General features: G+C 61.3%; 16 protein-coding genes. 8 read left to right on the top strand and 8 right to left on the bottom strand.

Features of this window, described 5'->3' with window-relative positions; translation table 11 throughout:
• Nucleotides 1-21: 21 nt before the first annotated feature.
• Nucleotides 22-465, bottom strand: a complete 444-nt coding sequence (locus ACFVHU_RS05290; RefSeq protein ID WP_105656948.1) for a PLD nuclease N-terminal domain-containing protein — start codon at nt 463-465, stop codon at nt 22-24.
• Here ACFVHU_RS05290 and ACFVHU_RS05285 point away from each other — a divergent pair.
• The gene (locus ACFVHU_RS05285; protein WP_353615987.1) at nt 366-809 is read left to right on the top strand and encodes a DUF4229 domain-containing protein; all 444 of its coding nucleotides are present in this window, start codon (nt 366-368) and stop codon (nt 807-809) included. The two genes, ACFVHU_RS05290 and ACFVHU_RS05285, sit on opposite strands and share 100 nt — an antisense overlap.
• A gap of 133 nt (nt 810-942) precedes the next feature.
• Here ACFVHU_RS05285 and ACFVHU_RS05280 read toward each other — a convergent pair whose 3' ends face one another.
• From ACFVHU_RS05280 to ACFVHU_RS05270, 3 genes are all read right to left on the bottom strand, one after another.
• Nucleotides 943-1,827, bottom strand: coding sequence for a 1,4-dihydroxy-2-naphthoate polyprenyltransferase (locus ACFVHU_RS05280; RefSeq protein ID WP_105656946.1), 885 nt, complete (start codon nt 1,825-1,827; stop codon nt 943-945).
• Nucleotides 1,828-1,902: 75 nt separating this feature from the next.
• Nucleotides 1,903-3,030, bottom strand: coding sequence for an AMP-binding protein (locus ACFVHU_RS05275; protein ID WP_105656945.1), 1,128 nt, complete (start codon nt 3,028-3,030; stop codon nt 1,903-1,905).
• Nucleotides 3,031-3,057: 27 nt separating this feature from the next.
• Nucleotides 3,058-4,020 (bottom strand): 1,4-dihydroxy-2-naphthoyl-CoA synthase, encoded by a 963-nt coding sequence (locus ACFVHU_RS05270; protein ID WP_388022868.1) that lies wholly within the window; start codon nt 4,018-4,020, stop codon nt 3,058-3,060.
• Nucleotides 4,021-4,205: 185 nt separating this feature from the next.
• Here ACFVHU_RS05270 and ACFVHU_RS05265 point away from each other — a divergent pair, with 185 nt between their 5' ends.
• On the top strand, nt 4,206-5,645 hold the full coding sequence (locus tag ACFVHU_RS05265; RefSeq protein ID WP_388022866.1) for an amino acid permease: 1,440 nt from the start codon (nt 4,206-4,208) through the stop codon (nt 5,643-5,645).
• Nucleotides 5,646-5,717: 72 nt separating this feature from the next.
• Here the strand turns inward: ACFVHU_RS05265 and ACFVHU_RS05260 are convergent, their stop codons facing one another.
• Nucleotides 5,718-7,145, bottom strand: coding sequence for an MFS transporter (locus ACFVHU_RS05260; RefSeq protein WP_388022864.1), 1,428 nt, complete (start codon nt 7,143-7,145; stop codon nt 5,718-5,720).
• Between the two features lie 336 nt (nt 7,146-7,481).
• Here ACFVHU_RS05260 and ACFVHU_RS05255 point away from each other — a divergent pair, with 336 nt between their 5' ends.
• Genes ACFVHU_RS05255 through ACFVHU_RS05245 form a run of 3 tightly spaced genes read left to right on the top strand, consistent with a single transcriptional unit; the run spans nt 7,482 to nt 10,377 of the window.
• Nucleotides 7,482-8,705 (top strand): acetyl-CoA C-acyltransferase, encoded by a 1,224-nt coding sequence (locus ACFVHU_RS05255; RefSeq protein ID WP_105656942.1) that lies wholly within the window; start codon nt 7,482-7,484, stop codon nt 8,703-8,705.
• A gap of 2 nt (nt 8,706-8,707) precedes the next feature.
• Nucleotides 8,708-9,502 carry an enoyl-CoA hydratase/isomerase family protein gene (locus ACFVHU_RS05250; protein ID WP_388022861.1) on the top strand — a complete coding sequence of 265 codons (795 nt, stop codon included), beginning with the start codon at nt 8,708-8,710 and terminating at the stop codon, nt 9,500-9,502.
• Nucleotides 9,503-9,504: 2 nt separating this feature from the next.
• Nucleotides 9,505-10,377 carry a 3-hydroxyacyl-CoA dehydrogenase family protein gene (locus ACFVHU_RS05245; RefSeq protein ID WP_133833586.1) on the top strand — a complete coding sequence of 291 codons (873 nt, stop codon included), beginning with the start codon at nt 9,505-9,507 and terminating at the stop codon, nt 10,375-10,377.
• 59 nt (nt 10,378-10,436) lie between these two features.
• On the opposite strand, the gene ACFVHU_RS05240 is transcribed toward ACFVHU_RS05245, so the two are convergent.
• Nucleotides 10,437-11,222 carry a LuxR C-terminal-related transcriptional regulator gene (locus ACFVHU_RS05240; protein ID WP_388022980.1) on the bottom strand — a complete coding sequence of 262 codons (786 nt, stop codon included), beginning with the start codon at nt 11,220-11,222 and terminating at the stop codon, nt 10,437-10,439.
• A gap of 286 nt (nt 11,223-11,508) precedes the next feature.
• Between ACFVHU_RS05240 and ACFVHU_RS05235 the strand changes: the two genes are divergently transcribed.
• Nucleotides 11,509-11,961 (top strand): acetate uptake transporter, encoded by a 453-nt coding sequence (locus ACFVHU_RS05235; protein ID WP_388022978.1) that lies wholly within the window; start codon nt 11,509-11,511, stop codon nt 11,959-11,961.
• A gap of 149 nt (nt 11,962-12,110) precedes the next feature.
• Here the strand turns inward: ACFVHU_RS05235 and ACFVHU_RS05230 are convergent, their stop codons facing one another.
• On the bottom strand, nt 12,111-13,013 hold the full coding sequence (locus ACFVHU_RS05230) for a serine protein kinase RIO (protein WP_388022857.1): 903 nt from the start codon (nt 13,011-13,013) through the stop codon (nt 12,111-12,113).
• Between the two features lie 140 nt (nt 13,014-13,153).
• Between ACFVHU_RS05230 and ACFVHU_RS05225 the strand changes: the two genes are divergently transcribed.
• Together ACFVHU_RS05225 and paaZ are read left to right on the top strand one after the other, a co-directional pair.
• On the top strand, nt 13,154-13,870 hold the full coding sequence (locus tag ACFVHU_RS05225) for a tyrosine-protein phosphatase (RefSeq protein WP_388022855.1): 717 nt from the start codon (nt 13,154-13,156) through the stop codon (nt 13,868-13,870).
• 110 nt (nt 13,871-13,980) lie between these two features.
• Nucleotides 13,981-16,095, top strand: coding sequence for a phenylacetic acid degradation bifunctional protein PaaZ (paaZ, locus tag ACFVHU_RS05220; RefSeq protein WP_388022852.1), 2,115 nt, complete (start codon nt 13,981-13,983; stop codon nt 16,093-16,095).
• A gap of 93 nt (nt 16,096-16,188) precedes the next feature.
• Here the strand turns inward: paaZ and ACFVHU_RS05215 are convergent, their stop codons facing one another.
• Nucleotides 16,189-16,917, bottom strand: a complete 729-nt coding sequence (locus tag ACFVHU_RS05215) for a nicotinamide mononucleotide transporter (RefSeq protein WP_388022849.1) — start codon at nt 16,915-16,917, stop codon at nt 16,189-16,191.
• Nucleotides 16,918-17,015: the final 98 nt, after the last annotated feature.

The following is a 17,015-nucleotide window of genomic DNA, read 5'->3' as shown; positions in this document are numbered from 1 at the left end:
GATCCCGGCAGTACTAGGGGGTTATTCGGTTTCAGACGAAGAGCTGTCGGTGCCTTCTGGCTTGTTCTTGCGTTCTGCACCTGGCTTCGGTTCCTTGGCCTCAGGCTTGGCTGGTTTCTCGCCATCGGCCTTCTGCACGTCTTCACGTTTAGTGAGGTCTTGCTCACGCGCTTTCGAGTCGGCTTCACGCTGTTGCTGGCGGCGCCAGACCTCCAGCTGGCGCAGGAAATCCTCATCGTCGTCCGGAGCCATGGACTTCTGCGCAGGGGTGCCATTTGACGCAACAGGGCGACCTAGGAGGAACCACAAACCGGCTCCGATTAGCGGAAGGAGGATGACGACCGCAATCCACGCAGGCTTAGGCAATGAACGAATGCTGCGGCGCTCTGCACGAGCGCATTCGATCAGGGTATAAATCGTCAAAGCAACCGAAACCACTGCGGCGAAAATCAATAAGCGGACCATGCTTCCATTCTAGTGATAATCCTGTTCACAGGTTCACCGGTAGAATTGAGACTATGCAGTTTGTGAAATATACCGTTATCCGCCTAGGCATATTCCTAGCCGTTTTCTTGGGCCTCTGGTTAGGTATGAAGTGGCCAATCTTCGTTTCCGGAATCATTGGCCTGGTCGTGGCCTTCGCGGTGGCCTACCTTTTCTTCAATAAACTTCGGCTAAAGGCGAACGAAGATATCCGCAACGCTTTCAGCAAGACCTCGGCAAACAAGACCAGGATGCAGCTAGCTGATGAAGCCGTTGAGGATGAATTCGACGAATCACAGCGCAAGCAGACCCCTGGCGCCGAGTAAATTTCCCCACGCAGGTTCACCTCGAACTGCATAGCCAGCCATTCACGCATGGCCGGCAGAACAATTAACGAGATGGGCTGGCCGGATCAATTGATCCGGCCAGCCCATCTCGTTTTTCCTTCTGCAGCGGTGGCTAGGCCAAAACCTCGATGGCGATAGCCAAGGAGAAGAGCACCGCATATACGACATTGACCATGCCGGTCTGCTTGAGCACCAGCACCAGCTTTGGCAGCTGCTGCTCGCGAAGCATCAGCAGCGATGGAGCCACTGCAGGAACGAAGGTGAGCAGGATCAGCCACATCCACGGGAAGGCGCTGGTGGCCAGCAAGGGGAGCAGGATGGCTACCGTCAGCATCAGCACGTAGCTCAAGCGGGCATTGTGTTCGCCAAGGCGCACAGCCAAGGTAATCTTTCCCACCTCTTTATCGGTAGGAATGTCTCGCACGTTATTGGCCATCAGCAGGGCGCAGCCAATCAGGCCGGTGCCGATGGCACCCCACAGCGAAGCCATGGTCAGCTGGTTGATCTGGGTGAAGGTGGTACCCAAGGTGGCGACCAAGCCGAAGAAGATGAAAACGTAAATATCGCCCAAGCCACGGTAGCCGTAGGGGTTCTTGCCGCCGGTGTAGCCCCAAGCGGCGAAGATCGCGGCGACGCCTACCAGCAGCAGCGGCCACGAGGAAGAAATGATGACCAGGACCAGACCGAAGATGGCGGCTAGCCCGAAGCAGCCGAAAGCGGCATTGCGCACGTTCTTCGGCTCGGTGAGCTTGGAACCGGTCAGGCGCAGCGGGCCGACGCGTTCGTCATCGGTGCCTCGGATGCCGTCCGAGTAGTCGTTGGAGTAGTTCACTCCGACCTGGAGCAGCAGGCCCACCAGCAGAGCCAAGACGAAACGGAACCAATGAACGGTTCCAGTTTCGCCCAGCGCGGCTGCGGTACCGATGACAACCGGGGCAATGACGATAGGCAAGGTGCGCAAACGCGCCCCAGAAACCCACTGGGAAAGTGTGGCCACTTTCTGTCCTTTCAGGGCAAGCGGAAACTCGTACCCTCTAGTTTCCCGCGATTAGGCGTGCAAGGCGAATCGAGACTAGTCGCGAACGCCTAGTTCTTCGATGACCAGTTGTCGATTGAACTTGCCATTAGGCAGCTGCGGCAAGCCAAGAGGGTAGTGGCGCACGTGCTTGGGCACCGCTTCCTTGCCCAAGGTCCGGCGCACCGCTTCGAAGGCATCGGCGGTATTGGTCGGGCCCGCATAGGCCAGGCCAACGCTGTGGCCCCATTGCGGATCGGGCACCGGGACCACGATTGCCTGCGTGAAGAATTCTTCCAGCAGCCCTTCAATCTTCGATGCCGAAAGCTTGATGCCCCCGGTATTGATCACATCATCGATGCGTCCAATGATCTTCAAGCGCTGTTTTTCAACGGTGCCCAGGTCATCGGTGACGTACCAGCGGACACCATCGCGTTCAATGAAGTGCTCGGCGGTGGCTTCGGGGGAGTTGGCGTATCCGTCGGCGAGCATGGGGCCGGCGACCCAGATGCGCCCCTCATGCGCTGCCAGCTGCACGCCGGGAAGGGCCGTGCCGTTGTAGACCAGGCCGCCGGAAGTTTCCGAGGACCCATAGGTCTGGAAAATCTTCAGCCCATGGTGTCGGGCGCTGACCAGCAGGTCCTTGCTGGCTCGCGCGCCGCCCAAGAGGATGGCGTCGAAACGCTTCAGCGCCTGCAAGGTTTCCGGCGCCGGGTTATCCAGCAGCCGGGCAAGCTGGGTTGGAACCAGCGAGGTGATCCGGCGGGAGTCGATCATTTGATTGGCGGCTTCGGTGAATGCCGTGGCCGAGAAGCTGCCCTCGGTGTCCATCACCACGGGCTTGGTGCCGGCGAACAATGAACGCGTCAGCACGCTCAGTCCCGCGACATAGTGCACCGGCAAGGCCAGCAGCCACTGGCCTTCGAAGCCGAGGAACTCGGCCGTGGCCTGCGCACTGGATGCCAACGCCGAAACGCTGAGCACCGTGCGCTTGGCCCGGCCGGTGGAACCGGAAGTCCGCACCACTGCCATGGGCTGCTCGAAACCTGGCAGGTCCTGTGGTGCCAAGTACTCGATGCGCCAGCCGTTGGGGTTGCTCTCATCGAGCAATACCTCAACGGCCGGCCCCCCGTCATTGGCCGCCGTGGCCAAGGCTGCGAGCAGTTCAGAGAGTTGTCTGTCCATATCCGGTCCTCGTTCCGTCGCGGAAGATTAGAAGCAGTAAGGGTAGTTGGACCAATCCGGGTCGCGCTTGCCCAGGAACGCGTCGCGTCCTTCTACTGCCTCATCAGTCATGTACGCCATGCGGGTGGCTTCGCCAGCGAAGACCTGCTGGCCGGCCAAGCCGTCATCGGCCAAGTTGAAAGCGAACTTCAGCATGCGGATGGCCTGCGGGGACTGGCGGGCGATGTCGGCTGCGTACTCCAGGGCCACCTCTTCGAGGCGTTCGTGCTCTACCGACTCGTTGACGGCGCCCATGCGGACCATGTCATCGGCCGAGTACTCGCGGGCAAGGAAGAAGATTTCGCGGGCGGTCTTCTGCCCGACCTGGCGGGCGAGCAATGCCGAACCGTATCCGGCATCGAAGGAACCGACGGTAGCGTCGGTCTGCTTGAACTTGCCGTTCTGCTTCGAGGCAATGGTCAGATCCGAGACCACGTGCAGCGAATGGCCGCCACCGGCAGCCCAGCCGTTGACGACGCAGAGGACAACCTTGGGCATGGTGCGCATCAGGCGCTGGACTTCCAGGATGTGCAGGCGCCCGGCACGCGCCGGGTCGATGGATTCGCGGGTCTCGCCTTCGGCATAGCGGTAGCCGTCACGGCCACGGATGCGCTGGTCGCCGCCGGAGCAGAATGCGTGTCCGCCGTCCTTTTCCGAGGGGCCATTGCCGGTCAGCAGGACAGTGGCCACGTCGCTGGTCATGCGGGCATGATCCATGGCGCGGAACAGCTCGTCCACGGTGTGCGGGCGGAAGGCGTTGCGCACCTCGGGGCGGTCGAAAGCGATGCGCACGGTCGGAAGGTCGCGCACGATGCTTCCATCCGCCGCTCGCTGGACCTGGCGATGGTAAGTGATGTCGGTGAAGTCGAATCCCTCGACCACGCGCCAGCGCGTTGGATCGAAGACATCGGAGACCTTCTCGGGCAATGCGGAATTATTCAGGCTACTCACCCTATGAATGCTAGTCGGTTTCGTCCGGAACTCTAAGAAAGGAGGAGTAGACTTTTCACGGCCCGACTCGCGGTTGCGCGTGGAATCCCCGCCCGTACGGCTTGGACCATCCAGTGAATCACCGGATTCATTTCACGATTTTTGCACGGATTCATTGAACGCGTCCGTAGGTCAGGAGTTCATCTATGCCATCTGGTCAGCATCGCCCGGCAACCCCGGAAATCAGTGCCGAGGGCTACAAGAAATCCCTGAGCCGCCGCCACGTCCAGATGATCGCGATCGGCGGAGCCATCGGTGTGGGCCTGTTCATGGGCTCCGGCGGGCGCCTGGCCTCGACCGGTCCGGCGCTGGTGCTGTCCTATCTGGTAGCTGGCGCATTGGCCTACCTGCTGATGCGGGCACTGGGCGAACTGATCATGTACCGCCAGACTTCCGGTTCCTTCGTCTCGTATGCGGCTGAGCTCTTCGGCCCCAAGGGCGCCTTCATCTCCGGATGGATGTACGTGCTGAATTGGATCATGACCGGCATTGCCGAGCTGATCGCCATCGGCCTGTACTTCCAGTATTTCTTCCCGAATGTTCCGGTAACCGTTTCCGCGTTCTGCGCGTTGCTGCTGCTGGTGGCCATCAACCTCTTCAGCGCCAAGGCTTTCGCAGAATTCGAGTTCTGGGCAGCTTGCATCAAGGTGACCGCGATCGTCCTGTTCTTGGCCGTGGGTACATACATGGTGGTGACCAACGCACAGGTGGGAGACCACACCGCGTCGGTGGCCAACCTCTTCATCGGCGATGAGAACGGCGAGGGCGGAATGTTCCCCCGTGGTTTCTTCGTCAGCATCCTGGTCCTGAACTCGGTGATCTTCGCCTATAACGCCATTGAACTGGTGGGCATTGCCGCCGGCGAGATGGAGAACCCGGAAAAGGAAGTTCCATCGGCAATCCGTGCGGTGGTCGTTCGCATCCTGGTCTTCTACGTAGGCAGCGTCTCCCTGCTGGCCATGGTGCTGCCATGGAACGAATACGAATCCGGGGTCAGCCCGTTTGTCACGGTCTTCGAGAAGATGGGCCTGGGCTGGGTTGGCAGCGCGATGAACCTGGTGGTGATTACCGCTGCGCTGTCCTCGTGCAACTCGGGCCTGTATTCCATCGGCCGCATCCTGCGCACCATGAGCGGCAATGGGCATGCTCCGCAGTGGCTCGCGAAGATGAACAAGCACTTTGTTCCCTCGACCGGCGTTATCACCGTGGGCGTGGTCTATCTTGCCGGCGTCATCCTGAACATCTGGCTCGGAGATTCCTTCGCCTTCGACCTTGCCTTGAATACCGCATCCATCGGCGTGCTGTTCACCTGGGCCTCGATTTTCGGATGCCAGCTCATGCTGCGCAAGAAAAAGGGCTCTGTTTCCTCGCTGCCCATGCCCGGGTCGCCCATTACCGGTTGGGTCGGATTGATTTCCTTGCTGGTTATCACCGTCCTGATTTCTTTCGATACCTTGACCGGGGAAAACGGCGAGGTCTTCCCGGTGGGGCTGTACACGATCGCCACAATTCCGGTGTTCGCCTTGCTGTTGTGGGGCGGATGGCATTTTGCTCGCAAGCACGCCCGGCCGGGCATTGATTTCTAGGCCGCCAGCGATTATGCGCCAGCCGCTAAAGGGAGCAGTTCAACTGATGCGCCCCCTTGGCGGCTGGATGGCTCAGGACGTTCGGTTTTCATCGCGCTGCACCGCAGCGAGGATGCCGGTGTCCAAGGCATCGGGAATCGCGGTGCCGCGCAGCGAAGCGCCGGCGGTCTCCGGCATGAACTTGATGGCGATCGCACCAATCACGCACGCTGCCATCATGTAGATGGCCGGGAAGAGCAGGAAACCGGTGGCATTGATGGCCGCTTCATTGACCATCGCGGCGGTGCCGCCGAAGACCGCCGTAGCGATGTTGTAGGTAATCGCGAATCCTGCGAAGCGCACCTGCGAAGGGAACATCGCCGGGAACGTCGCGGTAATCGTGGCCAACTGCGGAATGTAGAGCAGACCCAGCACGGCGAAGCCGACAATGGCCCAGGCGAAGGACTTGCCCATCAGCCAGAACATCGGTACTGCCAAGACGAACAGGCCAATGACTGAGGCGTACCACATTGGCTTGCGTCCGACCTTGTCCGAAAGCGAGCCCGCAAATGGAATTACGGCCATCATGGCCACCTCGCCGATCAGGATGGTGGCCAGCGAAGCGTTGGGGTCCAGCCCCAACTGGGTTTCCAGGTACGTCGGCATGTAGCTGAGCAACGTGTAGTTCACGACGTTCAGCGCAATGACCAGTCCGGTCATGGTCAGCATGGGGCGCCAGTAGGTGAACACCAGTTCCTTGAGCGACCCGCTCTGCTGGGCTTCGCCGGATTCTTCCATCTCCTGGAAGACCGGCGTGTCCTCCAATCTGCTACGCAGGTACAGGCCGATCAGGCCCATGGGCAAAGCGAGGAAGAATGGGATGCGCCAGCCGTAAGCCATCATGGCCTCCTCGCTGAGCACCACCTGCAGACCCAGCATCACGGCGGTGCCGAGGGCGAAACCGCCCAAAGTGCCGAATTCCAAGAAGGAACCGAAGAAGCCGCGTTTGCGATCCGGCGCATACTCGGCCATGAAGGTTGCCGCGCCGCCGTACTCGCCACCGGTGGAGAAGCCCTGGATCATGCGCAGCAGCACCAGCAGGATTGGCGCGGCGACGCCAATGGCTTCGAAGGTTGGCAGGATGCCGATGAGGAAGGTGGCCAGCGACATCATGATGATGGTCAAGGCCAGGATCTTCTTGCGCCCCAGCTTGTCGCCCAGCGGGCCCCAGACCAGGCCGCCAATCGGGCGGACCAGGAAGGAGAGGGCGAAGGTGGCCAAGGCCATGAAGGTGCCGCCCTCGGTGGGGAAGAAGTGGGCGGTGATGTAGGTGACGGCCACGGCATAGACACCGTAGTCGAACCACTCGGTCATGTTGCCCATGGCAGATGCCGCAGTGGCCTTGCGAACTTCTTGCCGGCCTTCTTGCGTGTTCATGTCCGGCCCGATGTCATGGTCCAGGTCGGGAGCGAAATTATGTGCATTCGAGTTGTCGTTTGGCTGGCTATGTTCCGGTTGCATTGCTGCTCCGTTGTTTTCAGCTTTCCGTCGACCGATCGCCCTAAGGCCAGATAGGAATTCATCGCCTTGGCCGCGGTCCACGATCCGGGAGTTCCCCGGAGTCGGTTAAATACCAGAGGCTATTCGAATCAATTTCTAAAATCAACCACTGACATGGAATTGATTGCCCGCAATTGCGGACAGAACGGGGGTTGGCCCGTGGCCCGGCCATGTGGTCCCGGCGGCCTGGAAATGCTCAATTGTGAAAATCCGGCGACCCGCGACTTTATTATTGAACGAATGGTCGGTAAGTTTAGGTGTTGAGGGTCACTAATCATTTTGGCATAAGGAGCACAGATGACCGAGGCATTTCTCGTAGGTGGAGCACGCACGCCGGTAGGCCGTTATGGAGGTGCGCTCAGTGCTGTGCGCCCCGATGACCTGGCCGCGCTGACTATTCGCCGAGTCATTGAAGACGCGGGCATCGATCCGGCCGACGTTGATGAAGTCATCTACGGAAACGCCAACGGCGCGGGCGAAGAGAACCGCAATGTTGCCCGCATGGCTGCGCTGCTGGCCGGCCTGCCCGTGACCGTCCCGGGCATCACGGTCAACCGCCTCTGCGCCTCGGGCATGAGCGCCATCACTATGGCCAGCCACATGATCAAGGCCGGCGCCGCGGACATCGTGATCGCCGGCGGCACCGAATCCATGTCGCGGGCACCTTGGGTCATGGAAAAGCCTTCCAAGGCCTTCGCCAAGCCGGGAGCAACCTTCGACACCTCCATCGGCTGGCGCTTCACCAACCCGCAATTCCTCTCCGGCCAGTACTCGCGCGATGGCAAAGCCACCTTCTCGATGCCGGAAACCGCCGAGGAAGTCGCCCGCGTCTACAACATCTCGCGTGAGGATTGCGACCAGTTCGCCGTCGAATCCCACGCCAAGGCCATTGCCGCCATCGAGGCCGGGCATTTCCGCGATGAAATCGTTCCGGTCACTGTCAAGGGACGCAAGGCAGAGAGCATCGTGGACACCGACGAGGGGCCACGGCCAGGGACCACCATGGATGTGCTTTCCGCCCTGCGCCCAGTAGTCAAGGGAGGAAGCGTCGTCACTGCTGGCAATGCGTCGACGCTGAACGACGGAGCGTCGGCAATCCTCGTGGTCTCCGAACGGGCCATCAAGAAGTACGGACTGGCGCCGCGCGCCCGAATCGTCGACGGGCAGGCCGCGGGCCTGGAACCAGAAATCATGGGCATGGGACCGGTCCCGGCGACCCGCAAGGTACTTGAACGCGCGGGACTGGGCATTGACCAGATCGGTGCCATGGAAATCAATGAAGCCTTCGCCAGCCAGTCCCTGGCCAGCATGCGCGAGCTGGGGGTCGATGCAGGAATCGTCAACCGCGACGGCGGCGCCATCTCGCTGGGCCATCCGCTGGGTTCCAGCGGTTCCCGCATTGTCATCACCCTGCTGGGCCGCATGGAACGGGAGCTGGCTTCCGAGCAGCGCAAGCTGGGCATTGCCACCATGTGCGTTGGCGTGGGCCAAGGCACCGCGATCTTGCTGGAAGGCGTCTAGAAGTGGGCGATTTGAACAGCGGGTTCACCACCCTCAAGCTGGCGGAAACCGATGACCGCCTCTGGGTGCGCCTGCACCGCCCAGCGGTCCGCAATGCCATTGACCAGGCCATGGTCGACGAGCTGCACACCATCTGCGATTATCTGGAGAAGAATCCCAAGATCCTGATTATGGCTGGCACCCCCGCAGAGGCAGCGAGCGAAGCGAATCCCAAGGGGCGCAAGGGCATCTTCGCTTCCGGAGCCGATATTTCCCAGTTGCGCGAACGCCGCCGGGATGACGCGCTCGCCGGGATCAACTCGGGCATCTTCGACAGGATCGCCAAGTTGCCGATGCCGGTGGTTGCGGCATTGGACGGCTTCGCCCTGGGCGGGGGCGCTGAACTGGCCTACGCCGCGGACTTCCGTATCGGCACCCCCGAGCTGCGCATGGGCAACCCGGAAACGAATCTGGGCATCATGGCCGCCGCAGGCGCCACCTGGCGGCTGAAGGAACTGGTCGGCGAGCCGCTGGCCAAGGAAATCCTGCTGGCTGGCAAGGTGCTCACCGGCGAGCAATGCCTGGCCGCCAACCTGGTGACCGAACTGCATCCGGCTGCCGAGCTGGATGCCGCCGCCGATGCACTGGCAGATCGCATAGCAGCCCAGGATCCGCTGGCGGTGCGCATCACCAAGTCCGTCTTCCATGCTCCGCGCGAAGTCCATCCGTTGATCGATACCTTGGCCCAGGGCATGCTTTTCGAGTCCCAAGCCAAATTCGACCGCATGCAAGCATTCCTAGATCGAAAGAAGAAGTAACCATGAGTGCACAAACCAGCTTCACCACCGGAGCGTTGCCGCAGCAGATGGGCGTGCTCGGCGGCGGACGCATGGGTGCCGGCATCGCCCACGCCTTCTTGACCAGCGGCAGCACCGTTCTCGTTGTTGAACGCGACGACGAGGCGGCGCAGGCGGCCTATGAGCGCGTAGCCGGATCCGTGGACAAGTCCATTGCCCGTGGCCAGATCAGCGAAAGCCGCGAAGAGCTTTTGTCCCGCTTCTCCACCAGCACCGACTACGAGCAGTTCGCCAGCGCGCAGCTGGTGGTTGAAGCCGTTCCGGAAATCTGGGACCTGAAGGTTTCTTCCCTGCAGGCCGTGGAGCAGGCACTGAACGCCGAGGCGGTGCTCGCTTCGAACACCTCGTCGCTGTCGGTCAGCGGCTTGGCCAAGGAATTGCAGCGTCCCGCGAACTTCCTGGGCTTGCACTTCTTCAACCCGGTTCCCGCCTCCACCCTGATCGAGGTCGTGATCGGCAAGCAGACCGATAAGACCCTGGTGGACGCATCGCGCGGATGGGTTCAAGCACTGGGCAAGACCGCAGTGGTGGTCAATGACGCTCCCGGGTTCGCTTCTTCCCGCTTGGGCGTGGCTATCGCCTTGGAAGCCATGCGCATGGTCGAGGACGGCGTAGCCAGTGCCGAAGACATCGATAACGCGATGGTCCTGGGATACAAGCACCCTACCGGCCCGCTGAAGACCACCGACATTGTCGGTTTGGATGTGCGCCTGGGCATTGCCCAGTACCTGCACGAGACTCTGGGGGAGCGTTTCGCTCCGCCGCAGATCCTCAAGGACCTGGTGGCCCAGGGCAAGCTCGGACGAAAGACCGGCCAGGGCTTCTACAGCTGGTAAACGGCTGAAGCCAGTTGCGACGCCCGTAGCCCGGGTCCCGGGGTCCCCGGAATGGCCGCCTAGGGGATCAGGCCCCGGCTGCGAGCGCGCAACACCACATCAAAGCGATTCGTGGCACCCAGCTTTCGCACGGCCGAGGCCAGATAGCTTCTGACGGTGCTTTCGGCTAATCCCGGATGCGTCGCAATCAAGGCGTTGCGCTTGCCCAGCGCCAGATGGGAAAGCACATCCAGCTCACGCGGCGAAAGGTTCGAGGGGCCGTCGATTGCCTGCGGCGCTGGCCCCTGCCCTGGGCGCAGCATCGTGCTGGCCGTGCTGAGCCGTGCGGCGAGCTCCGGATCCTGCACCATCCGCGCAATATCGCGCAGCTCGGTGTAGAGCGCATTGAAATCTTCTTGGCTCAATGCCATCTCCGAGGGGTGCGCGGCCTGCGGTTCGTAGGCACTGAGCACCGCCATGCGCCTCTGGGTCTCTTCATGGACCGATAGTTCCCAAGCGAGCCGGCGGGCCTCTGCTGCGGCGGCGGACAGCATTCCATCGGTCAGCTGCCGGCGGTTTCGCAGTCCGGCATAGATCAGCGCACGCACCTGGTCGTCAACCACGACCGGTACTGCCAGCAAGGCCAGTATTCCCTCGCCGCCAATTTCCCGGTCATAGCTGTGAATGATTTCCGGGGTCTCATGGTACGAATCCGTGGCAGCCAATTGACGCCGCGATAGCGCCAAGCCGCCTAGGCCCTCACCGGGCTTGACCACCAGGCCACGCAGCGAACCGGTGCGGGTTCCTGCGAAACAAGTCAGCTTCGTACCCGTGGACCGGGCGAAACCGCCAAAGGCAACTGGCAGGCCGGTGCGTGCCGCCGAAGTATTGAGCGTGCGGTCAAAAAGGGCTATTTCGTGCGAAGAATCAGTGGTCGCCGGCTACCTCCTTTAGATGGTAGTGATCCGACTCACCATCGATTTAGGATACCTGCTAAAGGCAAGTGATCGGCATCACTTGCCTGGATTGAACTGACCGCTGACACGATGGAGTATCCGCCATGACCGCACTGCTGACCCGAGAAGACCCCGTTGGAATCGCCTCACCAGCCGCACCGGCCAAGCCGGGCCTGGCTGACCCCGCGGCACTGGGATTGGGCGCCTTGCGCTGACAACCTTTGCGCTGAGCCTGTCCAACGCCGGGATCATTCCAGAAGCTGGCGCCGCCGTCCTGGCGATTGCCCTATTCTACGGTGGCTTGGTCCAGCTGATTGCTGGCGTCATCGAATTCGCGAAAGGCAATGTCTTCGGCGCCACCGCGTTCACTTCCTATGGCGCATTCTGGATGGCCTTCTGGTGGCTGGAAACCAACCCGGAGGTAGCGCAGGCGGCGGGCCCGGCGGGCCTCGGTCCATTCCTTCTGGGGTGGACCATTTTCACCGCCTACATGACGGTCGCCGCCCTGCGTACCAATGGCGTGCTGGTTGCCGTGTTCACCATGCTGACCGCGGCCTTCATCTGCCTGACTATCGGCGCCTTCACCGGCAGCACGCTGATACATGAACTCGGAGGCTGGTTGGGCCTGTTTACCGCATTCCTGGCCTAGTACGGCTCCTTTGCCATTGTCACGAACGCCACCTGGGGACGCCAGGTCCTGCCTACCTGGGCGAAGTAGGCCGCGGAAAGCTGGTCGCAGGCGCGCGCCCGCGGCGAATCATCGGGATTCGTCGCGGGCGCGCCCAGTTCTGGCTGTCCTCAGAAGAGGTAGCTCATCAGCGAGGAGAACAATTCATCGGGGTCATTGGGCAAGCCCTTGGAAGTGAACCAATCGCAAAGATTCACGCAATCACGGTGCAGGAAGTCCAAGCCGTTCGGGTTGCCGGCCAGATCTACGCACTGCGGAACATCGATTACTACCAGCCTTTCGCCGGAGACAAGAATGTTGTACGCGGAGAGGTCTCCGTGGGCGATGCCGAGCCCGGCAAATTTCTCCAGTGCTCCGGTGAGCTGGTCCCATAGCGATGGAAGGCGCGGGTCAAAGCGCGAGAGCTGCTGCAGGCGAGGCGCTGCCGCATGCTGATCGTCTGGATCGGCAATGAACTCCATGAGGATTTCGGTGCCATCTATTTGCACAGGGTAGGGAACAGGTATGCCCGCCTCGTAGCAACGGAGCAAATAGCTCCATTCGGCATTGGCCCACTGCAGAGCGGCGATCTGCTTGCCGTACGTGGAGTTGTTGCGGATAGCGCGGTTATCACGCGAACGCCGTGCGGAGCGCCCGTCGCTATAGGACTGCGAGCGGCTGAACTGCATTTGCTCGCGCGAACGATAGCGCTTTGCTGCCAGAAGGCTGCTGCGATCTTCGGTGGCACGTTCCAGCAGGAAGACATCGCCTTCCTTGCCCGTTTTCAAGATGCCCAGCTCGGTGTCGATGGCTGCGGCCTCTTCGATGAGCCAGTGCGGATACGGTTTGGGTCCGCGCAAGCTCTTCTCGATAAATGGCCATGTCGAATAACGTTGGCCGTTTGCCGGATCACCGGTCTCAGAGTCGTTCCAGACCGGCTTGTGCTTGCTGAATTTCAGTTGTTGATCGGCATCCGTGGAGGCAGTGGCGATCAGTGGCGAATTTGCGGCCTCGAGGCCAGCGGGAAAATGCATCGGAAGTAGTCCTTGGGAGAAGGGGGAAATGGCTTGTTCAGGCGGTAAGCAATCATCGTTACCCCTCCTTCAACAGACTGATTGACGTTTGCCAATGACTAGAACAATACAACAGCCGGGCAATGTGTTGCAATAGGCTTATGAGCCACAGCCTTACCTACCGCAAGCAAGCCGGGGACCTGGACTGGAGCGGAGCCGTTAATGCGCGCCACATCTGCGGAGCCTTCTACCGCATGGGCAGGCATGAGTGGCTGACGGCTGAGGGCTGGCAGCAAATGCACGCTGCTGGCGTCAATAGGGTCATCGACCTGCGCAACCCGGACGAAATCCGCCGTCGCGAGCATGACCCAGCGGTGCCCGCGGCAAGCCTCGCAGGGATCGAGCTGGTGAATCTGCCGCTGGAATCGCCAGGCAATGAGCGTTTCGAGTCGGTGGCGGTGCCGTACATGAATCACACCGGGATGTACCAGCTGGTCTGCGAGGAATTCGGCGACCACCTGCGGGCAGTGTTCGAGAGCCTCGCGACCGCGGAGCAGGGCGCGGTGGTCCACTGCTCGGCTGGACGCGACCGATCGGGATTGATAGCCACAATGCTGCTTCAGCTGGCTGGCTTGGATGGCCAGATCCTGCTCCATGATGAACTCGCGGTCAGGGGGATCAATGAGTGGCATCGCATTTCCCCTCGCAAGCACCCGTACGAGAGCTACCGCAGTGAAGAGCAACTGCGGGAAATCATTCATGGCCGAGCTGGCGAACTGGAGAATTTCCTCAGGTGGCTCGGGTCCACGCGGAGGTATTTGCTGGACCAGGGAATGAGCGAGAACGCCGTGGAGCGCCTGCGCCAGCTGGCACGCTAAGGGCCAGGGGAGCGCTGGCGAAGCAGCGAGGCGCACAAGTGTCCTCGATCACCCCTTCCTGCTATGGTTAACGGTAATACTGACCGACCGTTCAGGAAGGAATTGCGTCAATGACGACAGAACAGATCACCGTAGTACCCAGCTATATCGCGGGGAACTGGCACAGCCCAGCGGCACAAGGCGGAACCGAGGTCCGCGACGCCAATACCGGCGAAGTGCTGGTCACCGTCACCAAGGACAACTTGGATGTTGCTGGCGCCGTGGCATACGGCCGACAGACCGGCCAGCGCGAACTAGCCAAGCTCTCCTTGCATGAGCGGGCGCTCAAGCTCAAGGAACTAGCGCTGTACCTCAATGAGCGGCGCAAGGACCTGTACGAGGTTTCCTTCAAGACCGGTGCCACCAAAATCGACTCGATGGTCGACATCGACGGTGGCATTGGCGTGCTGTTCACCTTCTCTTCCAAGGGCCGGCGCGAACTGCCCAATTCCAACGTGATCCTCGATGGCCCCACCGAGCCGCTGAGCAAGGACGGTTCCTTCATTGGCACCCACATCTACACCGCGATGGCCGGCGTAGTCGTCCAGGTCAATGCCTTCAACTTCCCTGTCTGGGGGATGCTCGAGAAGTTCGCACCGGCCTTCATCGCCGGTGTGCCGACAATCGTCAAGCCGGCAACCCCCACCGGGTACCTCACCGAAGCGGCTGTGCGCATGATGCTGGACTCGGGCATCCTTCCAGAGGGTTCCCTGCAGCTGCTTTCCGGCTCTGCTCGCGACATCATGGACCACCTGGACTACCGCGATATGTTCGCCTTCACCGGATCGGCATCCACCGCAAGCAAGCTCAAGTCGCACCGCAACGTTATCGACGGAGGCGTGCGCTTCGCGGCTGAAACCGATTCCCTGAATGCAGCCATCCTCGGCCCCGACGCTGTGGAAGGCACCCCGGAATTCGAAGCTTTCGTCAAGGTTGTCGTCAATGAAATGACGTCGAAGGCCGGCCAGAAATGCACCGCCATCCGTCGCAACATCGTGCCTGCAGCACAGGTGGATGCGGTCATTTCGGCCGTTGGCAAGCGCATCGATGAACGGGTGGTCATCGGCGATCCTCGAGTTGAGGGCGTCACCATGGGTGCCCTGGCTTCGCTGGAACAGCTGGCCGATGTGCGCGGGGCCGTCGAGGACATGATCGCTGCCGGCGGCGAACTGGCCTACGGCCGCCTGGATGCCCCTGCGGTACGTGTCGCTCCCGAAAAGGACGCCGTGGCAGAAGGCGGAGCCTTCATGTCCCCAGTGGTCCTTCGCTGGAACGACGCGCGCAACCCGATGGTGCACTCGCGCGAAGCCTTCGGCCCAGTCAGTTCCGTCATCGGCTACAGCAGCGTTGACGAGGCCGTGGAACTGGCTGCCATGGGCGCCGGCTCGCTGGTCGCAACCGTGTGCACCAATGACGCCGAAGCCATGCGCGCCCTGGCCTTGGGCATCGCCGCGCACCACGGGCGCGTGCACATCCTGAACCGCGAAACCGCACGATCCACCACCGGCCACGGCTCTCCGGTTCCGCATCTGGTCCATGGCGGTCCAGGCCGGGCCGGAGGCGGCGAAGAACTGGGCGGCATCCGGTCGGTCAAGCACCACATGCAGCGCACCGCGGTGCAGGGCTCACCCAACATGATCACCGCGCTGAGCGGCGTCTGGCACACCGGTGCCCAGCAGTCCCTTGCTGGCAGCCAGCAGTTTGGCGGTAAGCCGCAGAACGTCCACCCGTTCCGCAAGTCGCTGGCTGAGCTGAAGATCGGTGACGGTTTCGTCTCGGATCTGCGTGAAGTCAGCTTGGAGAAGATCACCGAATTCGCTCACGAAACCGGCGATACCTTCTATGCGCACACCGATCAGGCCGCCGCCGAAGCCAACCCGTTCTTCCCGGGAATCGTGGCCCACGGCTACTTGCTGGTTTCCTGGGCCGCGGGACTGTTCGTGGAGCCCGCTCCGGGACCCGTCTTGGCTAACTACGGCCTTGAATCACTGCGATTCATCACCCCTGTAGCTGCCGGCGACTCGATTCGCGTCACCCTGACGGCCAAGAAAATCACCCCGCGCGTCACCGACGAATACGGCGAGGTTGCTTGGGATGCGGTGCTGCACAACCAGAACGATGAACTGGTCGCCACCTACGACGTGCTGACCTTGGTTGAAAAGACCGACTCGACCTATGCCAACTAGAACGGCTAAGTCCGGCTGACCCCTTCGCGGGAAACAAGAAATGGCGTTGGGCCACGATGAGGAAATCGTGGTCCAACGCCATTTTCGCGAAGCCTAGGAAGCGCCGTTGCTTCCGTGCTGCTTGTTCAGCTTCGCCAAGGTAGCTTCCTTGGCGGCATCCAGTGCCAGCTCGGCCTCGGAGAGCTCTGCAATGCCTTGACCGGCCTGGCCGGCGGCTGGCAGGTTGCGCCAGAGGAAGAAGCCGTACAGTGCCGCCAAGGCGATGAAGACGAACAGGCCCAGCATGCCCAGCATTGGGGAGATCAGGAAGTAGACGACCAGATCGGCAACGGCGGCCACGGCCAGCACCAGCCAGCCAGCTCGCACACCGCGGGCAACCATGACGAACGATGCGAAGATGGCCGCATCAGCGAAGTACAGCACCCAGATTTCCGGGGTTGCACTCATGAAGCCGCCATTGAAGAGGAACGGGCCGAAGCGCAAGGCGACCAGCAGGATCAGGCCCACGAGCAGGCCGAGCGCGGACCACACTGTCACCGCGGTGCTCGTGACCATGCGGGTGAACTTTCCCTTGAGCTCGTAGCGGGAGAAGCGCCAGAGGCCGAAGATTGCAATCAGCAGCAGCGGAACGGCGTAGATCAGGCCCAGCAGGTCGAACTGCATCGAAGAAATGACCGGGCCTACGAAGACACCCAGGATCAGGGTCCACCAACCCAGGTCGTTGCGGTGCGCCAGCAGTGCGGCGGAGACGAAGACGAGCAGCATGCTCGCAGCCGAGAGCAAAATCTGGACAAAGGAACTACTGCTGTCGGCGGTAGCCATGAAAAGGGTTTCTAAGATGGAATCCACAGCGCTCTTCACTTGGTTGATCGAGAATGACAGGTGCTAAAGCACCCCTTCGATGCTAACGGTGATTTCTG

Source organism: Glutamicibacter sp. NPDC127525, from assembly GCF_042672105.1.
In the GTDB taxonomy this organism is placed as follows: domain Bacteria; phylum Actinomycetota; class Actinomycetes; order Actinomycetales; family Micrococcaceae; genus Glutamicibacter.
The sequence above is the reverse complement of the archived record's forward strand: the minus strand, read 5'-3'. Positions and strand labels throughout refer to the sequence as shown.